Here is a 21,450-nt window from a genome sequence, read left to right as displayed (position 1 = left end):
CCTATGTCCAGCGAATCCTCCTTCGGCCTCATGCAGATCGGCCTCGCCACCGCGGAAGACATCCGCGGATGGTCTTACGGTGAGGTCAAGAAGCCGGAAACCATTAACTACCGCACGCTCAAGCCCGAGAAGGACGGCCTCTTCTGCGAGAAGATCTTCGGCCCTTCCCGCGACTGGGAATGCTACTGCGGCAAGTACAAGCGCGTCCGCTTCAAGGGCATCATTTGCGAGCGTTGTGGCGTTGAAGTCACCCGCGCCAAGGTGCGTCGTGAGCGCATGGGCCACATCGAGCTGGCCGCGCCTGTAACGCACATCTGGTACTTCAAGGGCGTTCCCTCGCGCTTGGGCTACCTTCTGGACCTGGCGCCGAAGGACCTTGAGAAGGTCATTTACTTCGCTGCCTACATGATCACCAGCGTTGACACCGAAAGCCGTCACGCCGAACTGCCGAACCTCCAGGTTGAGCACGACCTCGAGAAGAAGCAGATGGTGGACAACCGCGACAGCGACATCGCCACGATCGCCCGCGACCTCGAAGACGAGCTTGCCCGTCTTGAGGGTGAAGGCGCCAAGGCTGCCGACAAGAAGAAGGCCCGGGACTCTGCAGACCGCCAGATGGCGAACGTCCGCAAGCGTGCCGACGCCGACATCGAGCGCCTTGAGCAGGTCTGGGACCGCTTCAAGAACCTCAAGGTCGCTGACCTTGAAGGCGACGAGGGCCTGTACCGCGAACTGCGCGACCGTTACGGTCTGTACTTCGAGGGCTCCATGGGTGCCGAAGCGATCAAGAAGCGTCTCGAAACCTTCGACATGCAGGCTGAGGCGGAGTCACTGCGCGACACCATCCAGAACGGCAAGGGCCAGCGCAAGACGCGTGCCCTGAAGCGCCTGAAGGTTGTCAACGCATTCCTGACCACCAACAACAGCCCGCTTGGCATGGTTCTCGACGCCGTACCGGTGATCCCGCCGGAACTGCGTCCGATGGTCCAGCTGGACGGTGGCCGCTTCGCGACCTCCGACCTCAACGACCTCTACCGTCGTGTGATCAACCGCAACAACCGACTCAAGCGCCTGCTTGACCTCGGCGCTCCGGAGATCATCGTCAACAACGAGAAGCGCATGCTTCAGGAAGCTGTTGACAGCCTCTTCGACAACGGTCGTCGTGGCCGTCCCGTCACGGGTCCGGGCAACCGTCCGCTGAAGTCCCTGAGCGACATGCTCAAGGGCAAGCAGGGTCGTTTCCGCCAGAACCTCCTCGGCAAGCGCGTTGACTACTCCGGCCGTTCGGTCATCGTTGTTGGCCCGCAGCTGAAGCTGCACCAGTGTGGTCTGCCCAAGCAGATGGCCCTGGAGCTCTTCAAGCCGTTCGTGATGAAGCGCCTGGTTGACCTCAACCACGCCCAGAACATCAAGTCGGCAAAGCGCATGGTTGAGCGTTACCGTCCGCAGGTCTGGGACGTACTGGAAGAGATCATCACCGAACACCCGGTGCTGCTCAACCGTGCACCTACCCTGCACCGCCTCGGCATCCAGGCCTTCGAACCACAGCTTGTGGAAGGCAAGGCAATCCAGCTTCACCCGCTGGTTTGTGGCGCCTTCAACGCTGACTTCGACGGCGACCAGATGGCAGTCCACCTGCCGCTGAGCCCGGAAGCCCAGGCCGAAGCCCGCATCCTGATGCTGTCCTCGAACAACATCCTGAAGCCGTCCGATGGCCGTCCGGTGACCCTGCCTTCGCAGGATATGATCATCGGTCTGTACCACCTGACCACCAAGCGCGTCGGTTCTGCCGGCGAAGGCCGCATCTTCTCCTCGGTTTCGGAAGCCATCATGGCGTACGACGCCCGTGATCTGCACCTGAACTCCCAGGTCAAGATCCGCTTGGATGACTTTGTGCCTTATGCAGGCTGGGAAGCTCCGGAAGGTTGGGAGGCCGGTCAGCCGGCTCTCGTTGAAACCTCCCTGGGCCAGGTCATCTTCAACCAGACGCTGCCTGAGGACTACCCCTGGGTTGAGGCTGTTGCTGATAAGGGTGAACTGTCCCGGATCGTCAACGACCTCGCAGAGCGCTACCCGAAGGTAGTTACGGCGGCAACGCTGGACAACCTGAAGGACGCCGGCTTCTACTGGGCCACCCGTTCGGGCGTCACGGTTGCCATCTCCGACATCGAGGTGCCTACCTCCAAGCCTGCCATCCTGGCCGGTTACGAGGCCATGGCTGCCAAGATCCAGGGCCAGTACGACAAGGGCCTGATCGACGACGACGAGCGTCGCCAGGAACTGATCGAAATCTGGAACAAGGCCACCAACGAAATCGCCCAGGCGATGCGTGACAGCCTGTCCCCGATGAACACCATCAACCGCATGGTGTCCTCCGGTGCACGTGGTAACTGGATGCAGGTCCGCCAGATCGCGGGTATCCGTGGTCTTGTGGCCAACCCGAAGGGTGAGATCATTCCTCGCCCGATCAAGTCCTCCTACCGCGAGGGCCTGTCGGTGCTGGAATACTTCATCGCCACGCACGGTGCCCGTAAGGGTCTGGCCGATACCGCTCTCCGTACCGCCAACTCGGGTTACCTGACCCGTCGTCTGGTGGACGTTTCGCAGGACGTCATCGTCCGCGAAGAGGACTGCGGCACCGAGCGCGGTCTGCTCACGCCGATCGCCGTGCCGGATTCCAACGGTGAGCTCGTCCTGGACGAGAACGTCGAAAACAGCGCCTACGCACGTACGCTGGCTGTCGACGTCGTCGATGCCCAGGGCAACGTCCTGGCTGCCGGCGGCACCGACTGCGGCGACGTCGTCATCGATCAGCTGCTGGCTGCAGGCATCACCGAGGTCAAGGTCCGCTCCGTACTCACCTGTGAGTCCAAGGTCGGTACCTGTGCACTCTGCTACGGTCGTTCGCTGGCCACTGGCAAGACCGTTGACATCGGCGAGGCCGTGGGCATTATTGCCGCGCAGTCCATCGGTGAGCCCGGTACCCAGCTGACCATGCGTACGTTCCACACCGGTGGTGCTGTTTCGGCCGGCGGTGGCGACGACATCACCCAGGGTCTGCCCCGTATCCAGGAGCTCTTCGAAGCCCGTACTCCGAAGGGTGTCGCACCGATTGCTGAAGCAGCCGGCCGCATCACCATTGAAGAGTCCGAGCGCCAGATGCGTCTTGTCATCACTCCGGACGATGGTTCCGAAGAGATTGCCTACCCGGTACTGCGCCGTTCACGTCTCCTCATCGAAGATGGCGAGCACGTCAGCGTCGGCCAGAAGCTGATCAACGGTCCGGTGGACCCGAAGCAGGTTCTGCGCATCATGGGTCCGCGCGCTGCACAGAAGTTCCTTGTGGACGAAGTACAGGGCGTTTACCGCAGCCAGGGTATTGGTATCCACGACAAGCACGTCGAGGTTATCGTCCGCCAGATGCTGCGTCGCGTGACCGTCATCGAATCCGGCGACTCCGACCTGCTCCCCGGTGAGCTTGCAGAGCGCGCCCGCTTCGAGGACGAGAACCGCCGCGTCGTGTCCGAGGGCAAGTCCCCGGCTTCGGGTCGTCCGGAACTCATGGGTATCACCAAGGCTTCCTTGGCTACTGAGTCCTGGCTGTCGGCTGCTTCCTTCCAGGAAACCACCCGCGTCCTGACGCAGGCGGCCATGGAAGGCAAGAGCGATCCTCTGCTCGGCCTCAAGGAAAACGTCATCATCGGTAAGCTCATCCCGGCTGGTACGGGTCTGCCCCGCTACACAGAGGTCACTGTGGAGCCGACGGAAGAAGCAAAGGCAAGCCTGTTCACGGGCCCCAGCGCTTTCACCGACTTCTCCTATGACGCCCTGGGCGGCGACGGAGCTCCCGAGTTCCACGCCATCCCGCTGGATGACTACGACCTCGGTAACGACTTCCGCTGATCCGTTGTCCTCCCGCCGTCATGGCTGAGTTGACGCCGTAAAGGTCCGGCCCCGTACTCCATGAGTGCGGGGCCGGACCCGTTAACGGCGGCAGCTTTTCGCGCAGTCAGGCGGGGGAGTGGAGGACGACGGCGGCAGCCGGGTTGCGCCGTCGTCCTCCATACACCCGATTAAGGCCTTAGATCAAGCCGTGCTAGACTTTTGGTAATTGTTCTGTGTGGCAGTGGATGAAGGCCGCCGCAGCATCATTTTGGTTTTGTTCTCATGGTGCTGGGTGGAGCCTGTTTCCGGGTTGCGGGCAACATGCGCAACGAATGCCGCACTTTTGCACGCCTACCGGAGTTTCGGCCGGCTGCACGAGCAACGCCAAAGTTCCCACGTTTACACCGGCTGGCGCCGGTGTGTGGGGGCAGAGATCAAACAACGGAGAACACGAAAGTGCCTACGATTAACCAGCTGGTCCGCAAGGGCCGCACGCCGAAGGTCTCCAAGACCAAGGCTCCCGCGCTGAAGGGCAGCCCGATGCGCCGCGGTGTTTGCACCCGCGTTTACACCACCACCCCCAAGAAGCCGAACTCGGCTCTCCGTAAGGTGGCACGTGTGCGTCTCAACGGTGGCGTAGAAGTAACCGCCTACATCCCCGGTGTTGGCCACAACCTCCAGGAGCACTCCATCGTGCTCGTCCGTGGTGGTCGTGTGAAGGACCTTCCGGGTGTCCGCTACAAGATCGTCCGCGGCGCACTCGACACCCAGGGTGTCAAGAACCGCAAGCAGGCTCGCAGCCGTTACGGCGCAAAGATGGAGAAGAAGTAATATGCCTCGCAAGGGTCCGGCCCCGAAGCGGCCGCTAGTTTCCGATCCCGTTTACGGCTCCCCGTTGGTCACGCAGCTGATCAACAAGGTTCTTGTCGACGGCAAGAAGTCCACCGCAGAGCGCATCGTTTACGGTGCACTTGAAGGTGCACGTGCCAAGTCCGGCGGCGACCCCGTTGCCGCTCTCAAGAAGGCCATGGACAACGTCAAGCCTTCCCTCGAGGTACGTTCACGCCGTGTTGGTGGCGCTACCTACCAGGTTCCGGTTGAGGTCAAGCCGGGTCGCTCCACCGCCCTCGCTCTGCGTTGGCTCGTGGGCTACTCCAAGGCCCGCCGCGAGAAGACCATGACCGAGCGCCTCCAGAACGAAATCCTGGATGCCTCCAATGGTCTTGGTGCCGCTGTGAAGCGTCGCGAAGATACCCACAAGATGGCCGAGTCCAACAAGGCCTTCGCACACTACCGCTGGTAAAAACTTTCCGGACGCCGCCGGCTCACTGAGCCGGCGGCGAACGTGTAGTCCATCCGAAAGGGAGACCCCGTGGCACAGGACGTGCTTACCGACCTTAATAAGGTCCGCAATATCGGCATCATGGCCCACATCGATGCCGGCAAGACCACCACTACCGAGCGCATCCTGTTCTACACGGGTGTGAACCACAAGATCGGCGAGACGCACGACGGCGCTTCGACGACTGACTGGATGGAACAGGAAAAGGAACGCGGCATCACCATCACGTCTGCCGCCGTGACTTGCTTCTGGGACAAGAACCAGATCAACATCATCGATACCCCGGGCCACGTGGACTTCACGGTTGAGGTTGAGCGCTCCCTGCGCGTCCTCGACGGTGCAGTTGCAGTGTTCGATGGCAAGGAAGGCGTGGAGCCGCAGTCCGAGACTGTTTGGCGCCAGGCTGACAAGTACAACGTTCCGCGTATCTGCTTCGTCAACAAGATGGACAAGCTGGGCGCTGACTTCTACTTCACCGTAGACACCATCATCTCCCGCCTTGGTGCCAAGCCGCTGGTTATGCAGCTGCCCATCGGCGCTGAGAACGACTTCATCGGTGTCGTTGACCTCCTCGAAATGCGCGCCCTGGTTTGGCCTGGCGACGCAAAGGGTGACGTCACCATGGGCGCTTCCTACGAAGTGCAGGAAATCCCGGCGGACCTCCAGGCCAAGGCTGAAGAGTACCGTGCACAGCTCGTAGAGACTGTGGCCGAGGCTTCCGAAGAGCTCATGGAGAAGTACCTCGAAGGTGAAGAACTCACCCTTGAGGAACTGAAGGCCGGCATCCGCAAGATGACCATCAACTCCGAGCTCTACCCGGTGTTCTGTGGTTCTGCCTTCAAGAACCGCGGTGTCCAGCCGATGCTTGACGCTGTTGTTGACTTCCTGCCGAACCCGCTCGACGTCCCGCCGATGATCGGTCACGATCCTCGCGACGAAGAGAAGGAACTCACCCGCAAGCCGTCTGCAGACGAGCCGTTCTCGGCCCTCGCCTTCAAGATTGCTGCGCACCCGTTCTTCGGCCAGCTGACCTTCGTCCGCGTGTACTCAGGTCACGTTGAGGCAGGCGCCCAGGTGGTTAACTCCACCAAGGGCAAGAAGGAACGCATCGGCAAGCTGTTCCAGATGCACGCCAATAAGGAAATGCCCGTTGAGGGCGCTACCGCCGGCCACATCTACGCAGCTATCGGTCTGAAGGACACCACCACGGGTGACACCCTGTGTGATTCCAACAACCAGATCGTCCTCGAGTCCATGAGCTTCCCGGAGCCCGTGATCTCGGTTGCCATCGAGCCCAACACCAAGGGTGACCAGGAGAAGCTCTCCACGGCTATCCAGAAGCTCTCCGCTGAGGACCCGACCTTCCAGGTCTCCCTCAACGAAGACACGGGCCAGACCATCATCGCCGGCATGGGCGAGCTCCACCTGGACATCCTGGTGGACCGCATGCGCCGCGAATTCAAGGTCGAGGCAAACGTCGGCAAGCCGCAGGTTGCTTACCGCGAAACCATCAAGCGCGCAGTCGAGCGTCATGACTACACGCACAAGAAGCAGACCGGTGGTTCGGGTCAGTTCGCAAAGATCCAGATCGCGATCGAGCCCATGGACACCGCTTCCGGCGAGCTGTACGAGTTCGTGAACAAGGTCACTGGTGGCCGCGTTCCGCGCGAATACATCCCGTCCGTTGACGCTGGTATCCAGGATGCACTGAACGACGGCGTCCTGGCCGGGTACCCGGTTGTCGGCATCAAGGCCACGCTGATTGATGGCGCGTCCCACGATGTTGACTCTTCGGAAATGGCGTTCAAGATCGCCGGACGTATGGCTTTCAAGGAAGCTGCACGTAAGGCGAACCCTGTTCTGCTTGAACCGCTGATGGATGTTGAGGTCCGCACACCTGAGGAATACATGGGTGATGTTATTGGTGACCTGAACGCCCGCCGTGGCCAGATGCAGTCCATGGAAGACGCAGCAGGTGTGAAGGTTATCCGTGCACACGTTCCGCTGTCCGGCATGTTCGGCTACATCGGTGACCTCCGGTCCAAGACCCAGGGTCGCGCTGTGTACTCCATGACGTTCAACAGCTACGCGGAGGTCCCGAAGGCAGTTGCCGACGAGATCATCCAGAAAACCCGCGGCGAGTAATCTCCCGGTAACGGATGCAATTCCGGTATCGGGAAGGCATCTAAGCGCGTGAGGCGGGGCTGCGGCGACAGCCGCGGCCCCGCCCCTGCGCAAACAGGCTCGAGGAACTACTATTGGTTCCTGAATCTGCAATTTCACCAAAACCAAGCCCCCAAGTAGACTTGCTAAAGTTTCTGCCGCGAAAAGCGCGGCCGAGGAGCACTTCACTTGAAATCGTTCTAGGAGGAACCTGTGGCAAAGGCAAAGTTCGAGCGGACTAAGCCGCACGTCAACATCGGCACCATTGGTCACGTTGACCACGGTAAGACGACGCTGACTGCCGCCATTTCCAAGGTGCTGTACGACCAGTACCCGGATCTCAACGAGCAGCGCGACTTCGCGTCGATTGACTCTGCTCCGGAAGAGCGCCAGCGCGGTATTACGATCAACATCTCCCACGTGGAGTACCAGACCGAGAAGCGCCACTACGCACACGTAGACGCCCCGGGTCACGCTGACTACATCAAGAACATGATCACCGGTGCTGCCCAGATGGACGGCGCAATCCTCGTGGTTGCTGCAACCGATGGTCCGATGGCTCAGACCCGTGAGCACGTTCTGCTCGCCCGCCAGGTTGGTGTTCCCTACCTGCTGGTCGCACTGAACAAGTCCGACATGGTTGATGACGAAGAACTCCTCGACCTCGTCGAAATGGAAGTTCGTGAGCTCTTGAGCTCGCAGGGCTTCGATGGCGATGAGGCTCCGGTTGTTCGCGTTTCCGGCCTCAAGGCTCTGGAAGGCGACCCGGTTTGGGTCAAGTCCGTCCAGGACCTGATGGCAGCTGTCGACGAGTCCGTTCCGGACCCCGTACGTGACCGCGACAAGCCGTTCCTGATGCCGATCGAAGACGTCTTCACGATCACCGGTCGTGGCACCGTTGTTACGGGCCGCGCCGAGCGTGGAACCCTCGCCATCAACTCCGAGGTCGAGATCGTTGGCATCCGCCCGATCCAGAAGACCACGGTTACCGGTATCGAGATGTTCCACAAGCAGCTCGACGAAGCATGGGCCGGCGAGAACTGTGGCCTCCTGCTCCGCGGTCTGAAGCGCGACGATGTCGAGCGTGGCCAGGTTGTCGTCAAGCCGGGTTCCATCACCCCGCACACCGACTTCGAGGCTAACGTCTACATCCTTTCCAAGGACGAAGGCGGACGTCACAACCCGTTCTACTCCAACTACCGCCCGCAGTTCTACTTCCGTACCACGGACGTAACCGGCGTTATCACCCTGCCGGAAGGCACGGAAATGGTTATGCCTGGCGACAACACTGAGATGACCGTTGCGCTCATCCAGCCGATCGCTATGGAAGAGGGCCTCGGCTTCGCTATCCGCGAAGGCGGCCGCACCGTTGGTTCGGGACGTGTCACCAGCATCATCAAGTAGTCACTACTTGTAGATCGGTGACCTTCCGGCCCAGCCGGTAGTCATTCAAGAAGAACCCCACCGTTTCGGCGGTGGGGTTTTTTTTTGGTATAGTTACTCTATCGATTGGATAAACGCGGGCGAAATGCCAGATTCCCGTGACATCAAGGAGTAGCCATGGAAGTCCTGCTAGTACTGATACTCCTTGCTGTGACAGGGGCGGTGAGCGGTGCCATCGGTCGACGCAGTGGCCGAAAAGATGCCGCAGCCATCACAGGAATATCTGAGCAGCGCGCCTTTCAGGCAGGTTATCTGGCAGGTCACATGGCCGGCTGGCGCGACGCCGAGGCCAAGATGCGGGTTGCGGAGGTATCGACGCCCCAGTCACCCGCCGCTCCGGTTCCCGAGACCTCCGGTGCAGGCCCGATCGTGACACCTGCATCAGCACCACAGCATCCGCCAACGCACGTGGGCGCGCCGTTCCCCACGCAGGCGCCCATGCCGCCCACGATGCATCCACCAACGCACGTGGGCGCGCCGTTCCCCGCGCAGGCCCCCGCGCCGTTCGCCACGCAGGCCCCCGCGCCGTTCCCCGCGCAGGCCCCCATGCCGCCGTCGGGCGTTCAACGTCCCGTATCTCCGCAGCGCCCCGTCGCGGCGGCACAGCAGCAGTCGGCAGCGAGCCAGCAGGCGCCGATACTGCGGGAAACTCCCGAGGCAACCGCAGCGCGCAAGGCTAAGCGCGACCAACAGAACATCAACGTCACGCTCTACGTGGCCAGTCTTCTTTTGGTCGCCGCGGGTGCCCTCTTTGTGGGGACAAGCCTCCCTGAGCTCTTCCGCTTTGCAGGTATCTGCTTCATCACCACCCTGTTCTACGTTGCCGGTTTGGTCATCCATGCCAAAATGCCGCGGTTGCGTCCAGCCGCAGTTGCCTTCGTCGGCACGGGTTTGGCGCTCATTCCCGTGACGGGCCTTGCCATGTACAACTTCGTCCTGCCCAACGGTCCTGCCGCGTGGCTGGTCACCTCACTGCTGGGAACAGCTGTGTATGCCTATACCGCGGTTCGCCTGGACAACAAGGTCCTGGCTTTTCTTTCCCTCAGCTTTGTGGTCTCTACCGCGTGGTCCGGAGTATCCGTGCTGGGTGGCGCATTGGTCTGGTACTTCACGGCGCTGATAGGAGTAGCCATTGTCCTGACCCTGGGTGCGCTGATTCGTCCGCGGTGGTTGCCGCCACTTTATGTTCGTCCGCTGATGCTGCTCCATCCCTATGTGGTCCCCTTGGTAGCGCTTGCGGTCACGTTCACGCCGCACCTCCTTGCCAAGGGTGAATACCCGCTGGTCATGCTGATGTGCGGCATGTACTTCGCCGTAGTGGCCCTCATTCCACACGCCAGGTACAGGCTGCAGCACGCCTACGGAGCGCGGGCAACGCTGACGCTGGCGCTGCTGGGAGTGGTCTGGGACGCCACCTCGGATGTCAGTGCAGTGATGCTTGCAGCAGTCACTTGCTGTGGAGTCCAGTCCCTGGGAGTTGCGCTCGGGGGAGAGGGGCTGAAGCTGCGTTATTGGTGGAACGACGCCCTCTCCTGCCTGGGCCTTCAATTGGCGACGTCAGCCATCCTGACAGTGGTTGTGGCCCTCGGGGCTTACGAGTTGCCCTCCTACGTTCCACTCACCGTGACCATGGTGACCGCCATGGTGGTGGGCTGGAAGTTGGGCCACGGCACGGAGTTCGCGCCCGGCGTCGTTCTCGCGGTGTCCCTGCCGTTCATGGGCCTGCTGGGCGCGTGGCCGGTGTCGGGGCTCCTGGCGTCCGCCGCCCTGTACTGGTCAGTGCGCGCGGCTGCTCATCCGGTTGCGTTCCGCCAGCCCTTGGTCCTTGCAGCACGAATTGCCGTGACGGCGGCCGTGCCTACTGCGGCTGCTGGCGTCTTTGTGGACAGCCCGGACAGGATCGCCATATCTTTGGTGGCGCTCGTGGCTGCGGCTGGAGTGCAGCAATTGGTCAGCGCCTGGCTTCAACGTTCAGGCATCCACCTGCTTGTTCCACTGGCGACTACTGCTGGATTCGGCGGGCTCGCAGTGGCGGGCTTGCTCGTCCTGCCGATCGCGGACCACGCTGCGGGGCATCCACTCGTAGCAGCCGCAGTGCTGTTGGTGTTGTTCTCCGGCGTAGCCTCGGGTGCTCTGATTTACCCGCCCACCCGGCAAAGCGAGGCCGGCGTCGAGTCCTGGCGTCCTACCTTGGGTGAGGTACTTGCCCCCGCCACTGCCGTCGTTGCCGGCGTGGTGGCATCGGCCACGGTGTCGATGGCATTGGGCAACGTGGTCCTGCTGGCAGCGGTCGCCTACTTTACGGCGACTGCTTTGCGAATTCCTGTTTCCTTCCACCGCCAGTCCTATTGGTGGCTGGCACGGGCTGCAGGTACCGTCTTGGCCGGTTCGGCCTATTTCGACGCGATACGGAATGGTCGGAGCGTCAGCGTGGCTGGCGAGCTTCCCTCGGTGGCACTGGTCATAGTTGCGGCGGGGGCCCTGCAATTGGTCCTTCCCCTGCAGCAAAGCGGCCGCAGGCGCTTCCCCCACGCTTCGGTGGTGGACGCCGGAGCTGTGGTAGCAGTGATGGCAGGAGCGGCCGCGGTCCTGACGATTTCCATGGCAGCAGGGGAGCAGTTCCTGCGTGGAAGCTGGCAGCCTGGGTTTGCGGCGATTGCGACGGCACTTGCGGCAATTCTCTGCGGGGTTGTCCTGCGCCGGCATCCGGCAGCGTGGCTATTTGCGCCGGCAGCCTTGGTGCTGCTTCTGGCTTTGCGGCTTGGAAGTGTGCGGGATGTGGAAATCCTGTTGGGGCTTTTCGCAGCCTACAGCGGTTTCATGGTGGCCGTGGCGAAGGGCCGTTTGGTACGCGGCGCCTACATGCTGGGACTCCGTGTTTTGTCTTTGGCCTTCATCGGTGTGCTGGTGGGGGACCTCTCAGAGTCGACCACCACCGTCTCCATGACCATGGCTGTGGTCCTTGTGCTGCAGCATGCTGTGACCTGGATCCAGAGAAGCCGGGGGGTGGACATCGCCTTCCAGCAGGCCGTGGTGTGGGCTACTGTGGCTGCCCAGCTCCTGCTACCCGTGGCTTACCTCGTGGCAGGGAGCTACGACGGCGGCGGCCGTTGGGTGGTCCTTGTCGAGCTGGGACTCTCCGCAGCCTCTGCGCTGATCGCTTGGCGTCTTCTGGGTATCCATGGAACCCAATACTTCGGCATCCCTGCCCTAGCCGGCGGTGTGATAGCTGCCGGTCCGTCCTTGACGTTCCCGTCGGGCACCTGGATGTACCAACCACTGCTGGATAGGGCCCAGGTACCGGTGGTGCTTTTGGGGCTCGCCGCCGTGCTCGTGGTTATCCGGGTTGCGCGTGCCACGGTCCGTCCCGGACAAGGTGCCGCCGGTCACGTTGCGGAGCGCTGGTTCTGGTTCATTGCAGCGCTTGCGTTCGTAGTTAGTGGTGGCTTGTTGACCCTTGGCGTGTCATACCCCCTGACTGGGTTGACGGTGCTGGTCCTCGCGTCAGTGCTTTTCGCTGCCTCGCACGTTGAACACTTGCCTGCCCTCTACCTCGGCGCCGCCCCGTCCGTGCTGGTAGGTGCCGTTCCCGCCGTCGAAGGTTTACTCAGGGGCATGGCGCCTGGAGTGTGGAGCCACTACGCGCCTTGGCTGGTGGGTGGCGTTGGAACCGCGGTCCTTCTTTACGCGGTGAAGCGGCTCGGAGGAGCGGCAATCGGTGGGCAGCCCTTGAGGCGAAACGCCCTGACGGGAACGGCAGCCGTGGCGCTGGGGTCGTCGGCCGCCGTTGGATTGATCCGCGATGAGACATCATGGGTCGGTTTTGTCCTGGTAGTCGCGACCGGTGCGCTGGTAGTCGTTGAGATGCCGTACAGCAAGTGGCTTGCTGCAGAAATTGCGGCGCTGGCTTCTTTGGCCGCCCTCCAGCGGGCGGCGTTGTTTGTGGGCGACTCCGGGCCGGACTGGTTCTGGACTGTGCAGTGGTACGTCCTGGCTGGGGCCGTTTTAGCAGGGCTGCGCTACATAAGAAGGCAGCGGAGCGAAGGCCTGCTTCGGCTCGCCATTGCCGCGGGCGTCCTGTCTTCGACATCCTTGGGGACCATCTTTGGAGGAACTGCCCCCCAGCAGTTGTACGTCCTGGTGGGCCATGCGGTGCTTCTGGTCGCCGGATTGCTGCTGGCCGAAAGAGTCATGGTGTGGTGGGGTGCCGTGGGCGTTGCCCTCAGCGTCATGTGGGCCCTGCGCTCGTACGCGTTCGCCATGCTCGCGCTGGTTGCCCTGGCGTTGATTGTCCTGGCAGTGTGGCGCTTGAACCGAAAGCCGCAGGCGCCGGGGGGTGTGCCGCCGCAGAACTTTGCCCCGGGTGGTGTGCCGCCGCAGAATTTTACCCCGGGTGTTGTGCCCCCGCAGGACTTCGCGCCGGGCAACGCAAGCCCCGACAGCTTCAACCGGAGCAATGCTTCACCGGACAATGCACAACCCGACGGCCTCAACCCTGGCAATGCGGCGACCGGCAATGTCCCGTGGGGACAGGGCAGGGACGGAATCAGATAATCTGGCAGTCTACGAAGAGGAGCGCAGTATGGAATTCCTGATTTTCCTGGCAGTTATTGCCGCCATCGGTGGCGGCGTGCTGTGGGGCCGCAAGAACTTCCGGAGCGAGATTGAACGCGCAAAGCGCATCAGGCGTGCCAACAAGAACAAGTAACCCGACGTTTTAGCGGGACTGGGCTATTCAGGGGCTTTAGGGTTCGTGGGAGCGGGCCCGCTCCAACGCACGTAGCCAGTAGTAGGACTCCTTGGGAGTCCGTTCCTGGGTGTGGAAGTCTACATGGACCAAACCGAAACGCTGTGAGTAGCCGGCTGCCCATTCGAAATTGTCCAGCAGCGTCCAGACGTAGTAGCCGCGCAGATCCACATCCTCGGCAATACCGCCGGGGCCTGTTGCTGTCAGGGCGTGGCCGAGGTGCTCAGCCAGGTAGGAAATGCGGTTGGTGTCCTGAAGGGGGCCGTCAACGTGGGCCGGTTCCGGAAAACTTGCCCCGCCTTCGGTGATGTACACCGGGGGAAGGGCGTCTCCGTACCGGTCCTTCATTTGGCGCAGCAGCAGCGCCAGGTAATCCGGTGCAACGGGCCAGCCGAACCCTGTGGTTTCATACTCCTGGTAGGCGGCCAAGTGGAAAGGAACTTCGCTCATTTCCGGCGACCTTCCGGTGGGGATCTCCGCCGGCCCAGGGCCTGCTGCCACCTTCACGGGGTAGTAGTAGTTGAGCCCGTAGAAGTCCAAGGGTTGGCTGATCAAGTCAAGATCGCCGTCGTGAATGGTGCCGAGTGAACGGAACCACGGCTTCATGGGCCAGGGTGGCTTGGGGTATTGGCCAAGCAGTATCGCATCGGCATAGATGCGGTTGAGGATCAGGTCCAGCGCCTGCGTCATCAGCCGGTCGCCAAGACTGTTGCTGGCGGACTCGACGGGGCAGTGCATGTTGGACACCCCGATCTGCCCTTTGACGCCGGCGTCCCGGAGGGCCCGAACGGCCATTCCGTGTCCGAGTAATTGATGATGTGCGGCAGGCAGCGAATCAAACAGCAGCTGCCGGCCCGGGGCGTGCACACCCAAGGAGTACCCCTGCACGGTGACTGACACGGGCTCGTTCATAGTGACCCAGTGGTCAACGCGGTCACCGAAGCGGTCTGCCGCTGCGGCGCAGTAGACGGCGAAGCGCTCGGCAGTGTCCCGGTTCATCCACCCTCCGGCATGCTCCAGTTCCAATGGTGTGTCCCAGTGGAACAGCGTGGCCATGGGGGAGATGCCGGCGGCCAGGAGTTTGTCGATGAGGCGATCGTAGAAGTCCAGGCCGCGTTGGTTGATGGAGCCCTTGCCGCCGGGTTGGATCCGCGGCCAGGACAACGAGAAGCGGTAGGAGTCCACGCCAAGCTCCTGCATCAATGCGATATCTTCATCGGAGCGGTTGTAATGGTCGCACGCAACGGTGGGGGAGTCGCCGTCGACTATTGCTCCTGGCTTTTCCGCGAAGGCATCCCAGCCCGAAGGACCGCGGCCATCAGCGGTCAGGGATCCTTCAATCTGGAAAGCTGCCGACGCCACCCCCAGAGTGAAACCTGGACGCAGGCGCGCGGCAAGATCTTCCACGGAGCCTGAATCCTGGACGGTCATGCCACCCATCTTCCTCAGGCGCAGGCGCCCGGGCAATGGTCCTGCGGGGCCCTTATACCGTCGATTGGCCTTTGCCTCATATTTCCGCCATACTGGATGAGTTGTTCAAGCGCTTCTTCGTGTCCCGATCCGGATAATGCCGGATGTCAGGGTCCAGGTGGAAGCCCAAACATAACCCTGAACCCCATGGAATGCGGTCGAGTCTGCGTGGAAATCGCGACACGCCCGACCGCGGGGGTCGGTGCGCCGGCAGGTTGAGGAACCCGGAATATCCGGATTCAGCTTGTGCGGCGTGTGGTGGTAAATCCTCAAACGCTTCGGCGGCCACATCAACAGGTAAGTAAACAGAGCAGCCCTAACTAGAGCAGCACTAGCTGAAAGAGAGTCAGGCGACATGGCGGGACAAAAAATCCGCATCCGGCTGAAGTCATATGACCACGAGGTCATTGATGTTTCAGCGCGGAAGATCGTTGAGACGGTCACGCGCGCAGGCGCAACGGTAGTCGGCCCGGTGCCGCTGCCCACAGAGAAGAACGTTTACTGCGTAATTCGCTCTCCTCACAAGTACAAGGACAGCCGTGAGCACTTCGAAATGCGTACTCACAAGCGTCTGATCGACATCATCGACCCCACGCCGAAGGCCGTCGACTCGCTTATGCGTCTCGATCTGCCTGCAGACGTGAACATCGAAATCAAGCTCTAGGGAGGTGCTGAGAGACTATGACCGCAACCCGTAACGTAAAGGGCCTGCTGGGCACGAAGCTCGGCATGACCCAGGTCTGGGACGAGAACAACAAGCTCATCCCGGTAACTGTTGTCCAGGCTGACTCCAACGTCATCACCCAGCTGCGCAACGCAGAGGTAGATGGCTACGTCGCCGTACAGATCGGCTACGGCCAGATCGACCCCCGCAAGGTCACCAAGCCGCTGGCTGGTCACTTTGAAAAGGCTGGCGTCACCCCTCGCCGCCACGTCGTCGAACTGCGTACCGCAGACGCCGCATCCTACGAGCTGGGCCAGGAGCTCTCTGTTGAGATCTTCGAAGCCGGCCAGAAGATCGACGTCGTCGGCACCTCAAAGGGTAAGGGCTTCGCCGGTGTTATGAAGCGTCACGGCTTCCACGGCGTTGGCGCTTCCCACGGTGCCCACAAGAACCACCGTAAGCCTGGCTCCATCGGTGGCGCATCCACCCCGAGCCGCGTCTTCAAGGGCCTGAAAATGGCCGGCCGCATGGGCGCCGAGCGTCACACCACGCTGAACCTCACGGTTCACGCTGTTGACGTTGAGAAGTCGCTGCTCCTTATCAAGGGTGCCGTTCCCGGCGCCCGCGGCCAGGTCGTACTCGTACGCACCGCCGTGAAGGGAGCCTAGTTCAATGACTAGCACTGTCAAGGTAGACCTGCCTGCAGAGATCTTCGACGTCCAGACCAACGTGCCGCTGCTGCACCAGGTCGTCGTCGCACAGCTCGCTGCTGCACGCCAGGGTACCCACAAGACGAAGACCCGCGCCGAGGTTTCCGGTGCAGGTCGCAAGCCGTTCAAGCAGAAGGGCACCGGCCGCGCCCGTCAGGGTTCAATCCGTGCTCCTCACATGACCGGCGGTGGCGTTGTCCACGGTCCGACCCCTCGTGACTACAGCCAGCGCACCCCCAAGAAGATGAAGGCTGCTGCACTCCGCGGCGCCCTGTCTGACCGCGCCCGCAACGGCCGCATCCACGTCATCGCTGAACTGGTAGCCGGCACCAAGCCGTCCGCCAAGGACGCACTGGCTTCGCTGCGCTCCGTCACTGAGCGCAAGAACCTGCTCGTCGTAATCGAGCGCGCCAACGATGTTGCAGCACTTTCCGTGCGCAACCTCCAGGATGTTCACGTTCTGTACGCAGACCAGCTGAACACCTACGACGTGCTTGTCTCCGACGACGTGGTCTTCACCAAGGCTGCTTTCGAGGCGTTCGTCGCTGACAAGGCAAAGAACGAGGAGGCCTCCAAGTGAGCGTAACCACCATCAAGGACCCGCGCGACGTCGTGCTTGCACCCGTCGTTTCGGAAAAGAGCTACGGTCTGATCGACGAAGGCAAGTACACCTTCCTGGTGGACCCTCGCTCGAACAAGACCGAGATCAAATTGGCCGTTGAGAAGATCTTCTCGGTCAAGGTTGACTCGATCAACACCATCAACCGTGCCGGTAAGCGCAAGCGCACCAAATTCGGCTGGGGTCAGCGCAAGAGCACCAAGCGTGCAATTGTCACCCTCAAAGAAGGCACAATCGACATCTTCGGCGGTCCGCTCGCGTAGCGGAGACCACTTTAACGAGGAAATAAATTATGGGAATCCGTAAATACAAGCCGACTACCCCGGGCCGTCGTGGCTCGAGCGTAGCCGACTTTGCTGAAATCACGCGATCGACTCCGGAAAAGTCGTTGCTGCGTCCGCTGCACAAGACTGGCGGCCGTAACAACTCCGGTAAGATCACCACCCGTCACAAGGGTGGTGGGCACAAGCGCCAGTACCGTCTGATCGACTTCCGTCGTCACGACAAGGACGGCATCAACGCCCGCGTTGCCGAAATCGAGTACGACCCGAACCGCACGGCTCGCATCGCACTCCTGCACTACGTTGATGGCACCAAGCGTTACATCATCGCTCCTAACAAGCTGTCCCAGGGTGACTTCGTCGAGGCTGGTCCCGACGCTGACATCAAGCCGGGCAACAACCTGCCGCTGCGCAACATCCCGGTTGGTACCGTAATCCACGCAGTTGAACTGCGTCCGGGTGGCGGCGCCAAGATGGCTCGTTCCGCAGGTGCTTCGGTACAGCTCGTCGCCAAGGAAGGCCGTTTCGCCCAGCTGCGTCTGCCCTCCGGTGAAATCCGCAACGTTGACGTGCGCTGCCGCGCAACTGTCGGCGAGGTCGGCAACGCCGAGCAGTCGAACATCAACTGGGGCAAGGCCGGCCGCATGCGCTGGAAGGGCGTTCGCCCGACCGTCCGTGGTGTAGCCATGAACCCGGTTGACCACCCGCACGGTGGTGGTGAAGGTAAGACTTCCGGTGGACGTCACCCGGTTAACCCGAACGGCAAGCCCGAGGGCCGTACCCGCCGTCCGAACAAAGAGAGCGACAAGCTTATTGTTCGTCGCCGCCGTACTGGCAAGAACAAGCGATAGGAGCCTGGACACATGCCACGCAGCCTGAAAAAAGGTCCTTTCGTTGACCAGCACCTCTTTGTGAAGGTCGCACGGGAAAACGATAAGGGCACCAAGAACGTCATCAAGACCTGGTCCCGCCGTTCGATGATCATCCCCGACATGCTCGGGCACACGATCGCCGTACACGACGGACGCAAGCACATTCCGGTGTTTGTCACAGAGTCGATGGTCGGGCACAAGCTCGGCGAATTCGCTCCCACGCGGACATTCCGCGGCCATGTTAAGGACGACCGTAAGGGCAAGCGCCGCTAGGCGCCTGACTTTACGTCTTAGACGAGAGAAGGAAAGCAATGGAAGCCAAGGCTATTGCGCGTCACATCCGCGTAACGCCTATGAAGGCCCGGCGCGTCGTCAACCTTGTTCGTGGTAAGCAAGCGAATGAGGCTCTGGCAATTCTGAAGTTTGCCCCCCAGGCAGCTTCGGAGCCGGTATTCAAGGTACTTCAGTCGGCAATGGCCAACGCACGTGTCCTCGCGGACCGTGACGGCGTTGCATTCGACGACAGCGACCTCTTCATCACCGAAGCATTTGTTGATGAAGGCCCGACCATGAAGCGGTTCCAGCCGCGTGCCCAGGGCCGCGCCTACCGCATTAGGAAGCGGACCAGCCACATCACGCTGGTTGTCGCAACCCCGGAGAAAGAGGAGGCTCGCTAAGTGGGACAGAAAGTAAACCCGCACGGGTTCCGACTCGGCATCACCACCGACCACGTTTCGCACTGGTTCGCTGACAGCACCAAGCCCGGACAGCGCTACAAGGATTTCGTCCGCGAGGACATCAAGATCCGTCAGCTCATGTCCACCGGCATGGAGCGCGCCGGCATCGCCAAGGTCGAGATCGAGCGCACCCGTGACCGTGTCCGCGTGGACATCCACACGGCACGCCCGGGTATCGTTATCGGCCGCCGCGGCGCTGAAGCAGACCGCATCCGCGGCGAGCTCGAAAAGCTCACCGGCAAGCAGGTTCAGCTGAACATCCTCGAGGTCAAGAACCCCGAGATGGAAGCACAGCTTGTTGCCCAGGGCATCGCTGAGCAGCTCACTTCCCGCGTGGCTTTCCGCCGTGCGATGAAGAAGGCAATGCAGTCCGCACAGCGTGCGGGTGCCAAGGGCATCCGTGTTGCTTGCTCGGGCCGTCTGGGTGGCGCAGAAATGTCCCGCTCGGAGTTCTACCGCGAAGGCCGTGTGCCCCTGCACACCCTCCGCGCGAACATCGACTACGGCTTCTACGAAGCCAAGACCACCTTCGGCCGTATCGGTGTGAAGGTTTGGATCTACAAGGGTGACGTAACTGCCAAGGAACTGGCTCAGCAGGCAGCTGCTGCTCCGTCCCGTGGCCGTGCAGGAGACCGTCCGGGCCGCCCGGGTGGCGACCGCCGTCGTCGTAACGACCGTCCGGCAGCTGAGGCAGCACCCGCTGCCGTTGAAGCACCGGCCGCTGAAGCTGCTGCTCCGGCAGCAGAAGGAGGACAGGCTTAAATGCTTATCCCACGTCGAGTCAAGCACCGTAAGCAGCACCACCCGGGTCGTTCCGGCGCTGCTACGGGCGGCACCAAGGTCAGCTTCGGTGAGTACGGCATCCAGGCCCTGAGCCCGGCATACGTCACCAACCGTCAGATCGAGTCCGCTCGTATCGCGATGACCCGCCACATCAAGCGTGGCGGCAAGGTCTGGATCAACATCTACCCGGACCGTCCGCTGACGAAGAAGCCTGCTGAAACCCGTATGGGTTCCGGTAAGGGTTCTCCGGAATGGTGGGTCGCAAACGTCAAGCCGGGCCGGGTTCTCTTCGAACTCTCCGGTGTCAATGAAGAGGTAGCTCGCGAGGCCCTGCGCCTGGCAATCCACAAGCTCCCGTTGAAGGCACGCATTGTGCGTCGCGAAGGTGGTGAATAGAAATGGCAGTAGGGTCGAAGGATCTCGCACCCGCACAGCTGGACGGTTTCGACAACGAGCGTCTCGTTGAAGAACTCCGCAAGTCCAAGGAAGAGCTGTTCAACCTGCGTTTCCAGTCCGCCACCGGACAGCTGGAGAACCACGGTCGCCTGCGCGCGGTAAAGAAGGACATCGCACGCATCTACACCGTTCTCCGTGAGCGCGAGCTGGGCATTCGTGCCGAGGTTGCCGCACCGGTTGTGGAAGCCAAGGAAGAAAAGAAGTCCAAAAAGGCTGCCAAGGCTGAAAAGGCCGAGGTTGAAGCTGGAGAGGACGCCAAGTGAGCGAGAAGGAAACTGTGACGGAAGCAGCAGCCAGCGCTGAACAGCGCGGTTACCGTAAGACGCGTCGCGGCTACGTTGTCTCTGACAAGATGGAAAAGACCATCGTTGTTCAGGTTGAAGACCGCGTGAAGCACGCTCTGTACGGCAAGGTTATTCGCCGCACCTCGAAGATCAAGGCTCACGACGAAGAGAACACCGCCGGCATCGGCGACCTCGTTCTCATCTCTGAGACCCGCCCGCTCTCCGCTACCAAGCGGTGGCGTCTGGTGGAGATCCTCGAAAAGGCCAAGTAAATCCGACGCCAGGCATGCCTGGCAGTGATTCACTGGAAAGGTCCGTGTTCCCTAGGGAATGCGGGCCTTTCCGCATTCCGGCCGTTTCGGCTTCAGGCCGTAAACGTGCTAGGATATTGAGTTTGTATGGCGCCACTTGTGCGTCATCAACTACCTCGTAAACAATCGTGCCGCTGCATACTGCCCCGCGCAGAGTTTTCTGCAAGGGAAGCTGATGCTTGTGGCACGGGCGTTTAGGCCTGTACTGGCAAAATCCAGGCAGGTCAAGAGACACCCCGATCAACCGTTCCGCAAGGCTCATTCCGTATGCATGATTTCGGTCTGAGAACCAGCGCGACGCAAGGAGTAAAAATTGATTCAGCAGGAGTCGCGACTCAAGATCGCCGACAACACGGGTGCTAAGGAAATCCTTACCATTCGCGTTCTCGGTGGATCTGGTCGTCGCTACGCAGGCATTGGCGACGTGATCGTCGCTACCGTCAAGGACGCTATTCCCGGCGGTAACGTAAAGAAGGGCGACGTCGTTAAGGCGGTCATCGTCCGTACCAAGAAGGAACGCCGCCGCGCGGATGGTTCCTATATCAAGTTTGACGAAAACGCAGCTGTGATCTTGAAGAACGACGGTGACCCCCGCGGTACCCGTATCTTCGGCCCGGTTGGTCGTGAACTTCGCGACAAGAAGTTCATGAAGATCGTTTCGCTGGCCCCGGAGGTGCTTTAGT

At 61.4% G+C, this 21,450-nt stretch carries 20 protein-coding genes; 19 read left to right on the top strand and 1 reads right to left on the bottom strand.

Translation table 11 applies throughout. The features are described 5' to 3' along the window. Positions 1-3 precede the first annotated feature (3 nt). The 7 genes from RQH14_RS13440 (at position 4) to RQH14_RS13410 (ending at position 13,541) form a co-directional block, all read left to right on the top strand. The gene (locus RQH14_RS13440) at positions 4-3,903 is read left to right on the top strand and encodes a DNA-directed RNA polymerase subunit beta' (protein ID WP_089595805.1); all 3,900 of its coding nucleotides are present in this window, start codon (positions 4-6) and stop codon (positions 3,901-3,903) included. Positions 3,904-4,341: 438 nt separating this feature from the next. Then, a complete protein-coding gene (rpsL, locus tag RQH14_RS13435) occupies positions 4,342-4,716 on the top strand; it encodes a 30S ribosomal protein S12 (RefSeq protein ID WP_009358312.1) in 375 nt (124 codons plus the stop codon). A gap of 1 nt (position 4,717) precedes the next feature. Further along, positions 4,718-5,188, top strand: a complete 471-nt coding sequence (rpsG, locus tag RQH14_RS13430; RefSeq protein ID WP_003803829.1) for a 30S ribosomal protein S7 — start codon at positions 4,718-4,720, stop codon at positions 5,186-5,188. A gap of 69 nt (positions 5,189-5,257) precedes the next feature. Further along, the gene (gene fusA / locus RQH14_RS13425) at positions 5,258-7,372 is read left to right on the top strand and encodes an elongation factor G (protein WP_311213685.1); all 2,115 of its coding nucleotides are present in this window, start codon (positions 5,258-5,260) and stop codon (positions 7,370-7,372) included. 231 nt (positions 7,373-7,603) lie between these two features. Further along, on the top strand, positions 7,604-8,794 hold the full coding sequence (tuf, locus tag RQH14_RS13420; RefSeq protein ID WP_011775598.1) for an elongation factor Tu: 1,191 nt from the start codon (positions 7,604-7,606) through the stop codon (positions 8,792-8,794). Between the two features lie 156 nt (positions 8,795-8,950). Next, positions 8,951-13,387: a hypothetical protein gene (locus tag RQH14_RS13415; protein ID WP_311213684.1), complete on the top strand. Its 4,437-nt coding sequence runs from the start codon at positions 8,951-8,953 to the stop codon at positions 13,385-13,387. Between the two features lie 28 nt (positions 13,388-13,415). Continuing rightward, positions 13,416-13,541 carry a hypothetical protein gene (locus RQH14_RS13410; protein ID WP_268825391.1) on the top strand — a complete coding sequence of 42 codons (126 nt, stop codon included), beginning with the start codon at positions 13,416-13,418 and terminating at the stop codon, positions 13,539-13,541. 36 nt (positions 13,542-13,577) lie between these two features. Here RQH14_RS13410 and RQH14_RS13405 read toward each other — a convergent pair whose 3' ends face one another. After that, positions 13,578-15,011 (bottom strand): GH1 family beta-glucosidase, encoded by a 1,434-nt coding sequence (locus RQH14_RS13405; RefSeq protein ID WP_311213683.1) that lies wholly within the window; start codon positions 15,009-15,011, stop codon positions 13,578-13,580. 394 nt (positions 15,012-15,405) lie between these two features. Here RQH14_RS13405 and rpsJ point away from each other — a divergent pair, with 394 nt between their 5' ends. The 12 genes from rpsJ to rplN all read left to right on the top strand — a co-directional run bounded on the left by rpsJ (position 15,406) and on the right by rplN (position 21,449). Continuing rightward, entirely contained in the window at positions 15,406-15,714 is a 309-nt protein-coding gene (rpsJ, locus tag RQH14_RS13400) for a 30S ribosomal protein S10 (protein ID WP_003803825.1), read from the top strand. A gap of 17 nt (positions 15,715-15,731) precedes the next feature. Then, entirely contained in the window at positions 15,732-16,382 is a 651-nt protein-coding gene (gene rplC / locus RQH14_RS13395; protein ID WP_026539807.1) for a 50S ribosomal protein L3, read from the top strand. Between the two features lie 4 nt (positions 16,383-16,386). Beyond that, positions 16,387-17,004, top strand: a complete 618-nt coding sequence (rplD, locus tag RQH14_RS13390) for a 50S ribosomal protein L4 (RefSeq protein ID WP_089595800.1) — start codon at positions 16,387-16,389, stop codon at positions 17,002-17,004. Further along, positions 17,001-17,306 carry a 50S ribosomal protein L23 gene (gene rplW / locus RQH14_RS13385; protein WP_011775593.1) on the top strand — a complete coding sequence of 102 codons (306 nt, stop codon included), beginning with the start codon at positions 17,001-17,003 and terminating at the stop codon, positions 17,304-17,306. Before rplD ends, rplW begins: the two co-directional genes overlap by 4 nt. Positions 17,307-17,335: 29 nt before the next feature. Continuing rightward, on the top strand, positions 17,336-18,175 hold the full coding sequence (gene rplB / locus RQH14_RS13380; RefSeq protein WP_011775592.1) for a 50S ribosomal protein L2: 840 nt from the start codon (positions 17,336-17,338) through the stop codon (positions 18,173-18,175). Positions 18,176-18,187: 12 nt separating this feature from the next. Next, on the top strand, positions 18,188-18,469 hold the full coding sequence (rpsS, locus tag RQH14_RS13375) for a 30S ribosomal protein S19 (RefSeq protein WP_011775591.1): 282 nt from the start codon (positions 18,188-18,190) through the stop codon (positions 18,467-18,469). 38 nt (positions 18,470-18,507) lie between these two features. After that, on the top strand, positions 18,508-18,873 hold the full coding sequence (gene rplV / locus RQH14_RS13370) for a 50S ribosomal protein L22 (protein ID WP_011775590.1): 366 nt from the start codon (positions 18,508-18,510) through the stop codon (positions 18,871-18,873). Further along, positions 18,874-19,695: a 30S ribosomal protein S3 gene (gene rpsC, locus RQH14_RS13365; protein ID WP_011775589.1), complete on the top strand. Its 822-nt coding sequence runs from the start codon at positions 18,874-18,876 to the stop codon at positions 19,693-19,695. Continuing rightward, the gene (gene rplP / locus RQH14_RS13360) at positions 19,696-20,112 is read left to right on the top strand and encodes a 50S ribosomal protein L16 (protein ID WP_003803795.1); all 417 of its coding nucleotides are present in this window, start codon (positions 19,696-19,698) and stop codon (positions 20,110-20,112) included. A 2-nt stretch (positions 20,113-20,114) separates the two neighbouring features. Next, on the top strand, positions 20,115-20,435 hold the full coding sequence (gene rpmC / locus RQH14_RS13355; RefSeq protein ID WP_014922387.1) for a 50S ribosomal protein L29: 321 nt from the start codon (positions 20,115-20,117) through the stop codon (positions 20,433-20,435). Next, complete coding sequence (gene rpsQ / locus RQH14_RS13350; RefSeq protein WP_011775587.1) at positions 20,432-20,728, top strand: 30S ribosomal protein S17; 297 nt, start codon at positions 20,432-20,434, stop codon at positions 20,726-20,728. Before rpmC ends, rpsQ begins: the two co-directional genes overlap by 4 nt. A 352-nt stretch (positions 20,729-21,080) precedes the next feature. Then, complete coding sequence (gene rplN / locus RQH14_RS13345) at positions 21,081-21,449, top strand: 50S ribosomal protein L14 (protein ID WP_024817587.1); 369 nt, start codon at positions 21,081-21,083, stop codon at positions 21,447-21,449. Position 21,450: the final 1 nt, after the last annotated feature.

The sequence above is a fragment of the Arthrobacter sp. WCS2018Hpa-7 genome (genome assembly GCF_031843805.1).
Classification (GTDB): Bacteria; Actinomycetota; Actinomycetes; order Actinomycetales; family Micrococcaceae; genus Arthrobacter.
Note: the sequence above shows the minus strand (reverse complement) of the source record. Positions and strands in the feature narration are given on the sequence as shown.

Excerpts from the sequence above, each read along its gene's own strand:
- RQH14_RS13440 (WP_089595805.1), top strand. The coding sequence starts at position 4 with ATGTCCAGCGAATCCTCCTTCGGCCTCATGCAGATCGGCCTCGCCACC.
- rpsG (WP_003803829.1), top strand. The coding sequence starts at position 4,718 with ATGCCTCGCAAGGGTCCGGCCCCGAAGCGGCCGCTAGTTTCCGATCCC.
- RQH14_RS13415 (WP_311213684.1), top strand. The coding sequence starts at position 8,951 with ATGGAAGTCCTGCTAGTACTGATACTCCTTGCTGTGACAGGGGCGGTG.
- RQH14_RS13410 (WP_268825391.1), top strand. The coding sequence starts at position 13,416 with ATGGAATTCCTGATTTTCCTGGCAGTTATTGCCGCCATCGGTGGCGGC.
- RQH14_RS13405 (WP_311213683.1), bottom strand. The coding sequence starts at position 15,011 with ATGACCGTCCAGGATTCAGGCTCCGTGGAAGATCTTGCCGCGCGCCTG.
- rpsJ (WP_003803825.1), top strand. The coding sequence starts at position 15,406 with ATGGCGGGACAAAAAATCCGCATCCGGCTGAAGTCATATGACCACGAG.
- rplC (WP_026539807.1), top strand. The coding sequence starts at position 15,732 with ATGACCGCAACCCGTAACGTAAAGGGCCTGCTGGGCACGAAGCTCGGC.
- rplD (WP_089595800.1), top strand. The coding sequence starts at position 16,387 with ATGACTAGCACTGTCAAGGTAGACCTGCCTGCAGAGATCTTCGACGTC.
- rplB (WP_011775592.1), top strand. The coding sequence starts at position 17,336 with ATGGGAATCCGTAAATACAAGCCGACTACCCCGGGCCGTCGTGGCTCG.
- rpsS (WP_011775591.1), top strand. The coding sequence starts at position 18,188 with ATGCCACGCAGCCTGAAAAAAGGTCCTTTCGTTGACCAGCACCTCTTT.
- rplV (WP_011775590.1), top strand. The coding sequence starts at position 18,508 with ATGGAAGCCAAGGCTATTGCGCGTCACATCCGCGTAACGCCTATGAAG.
- rplP (WP_003803795.1), top strand. The coding sequence starts at position 19,696 with ATGCTTATCCCACGTCGAGTCAAGCACCGTAAGCAGCACCACCCGGGT.
- rpmC (WP_014922387.1), top strand. The coding sequence starts at position 20,115 with ATGGCAGTAGGGTCGAAGGATCTCGCACCCGCACAGCTGGACGGTTTC.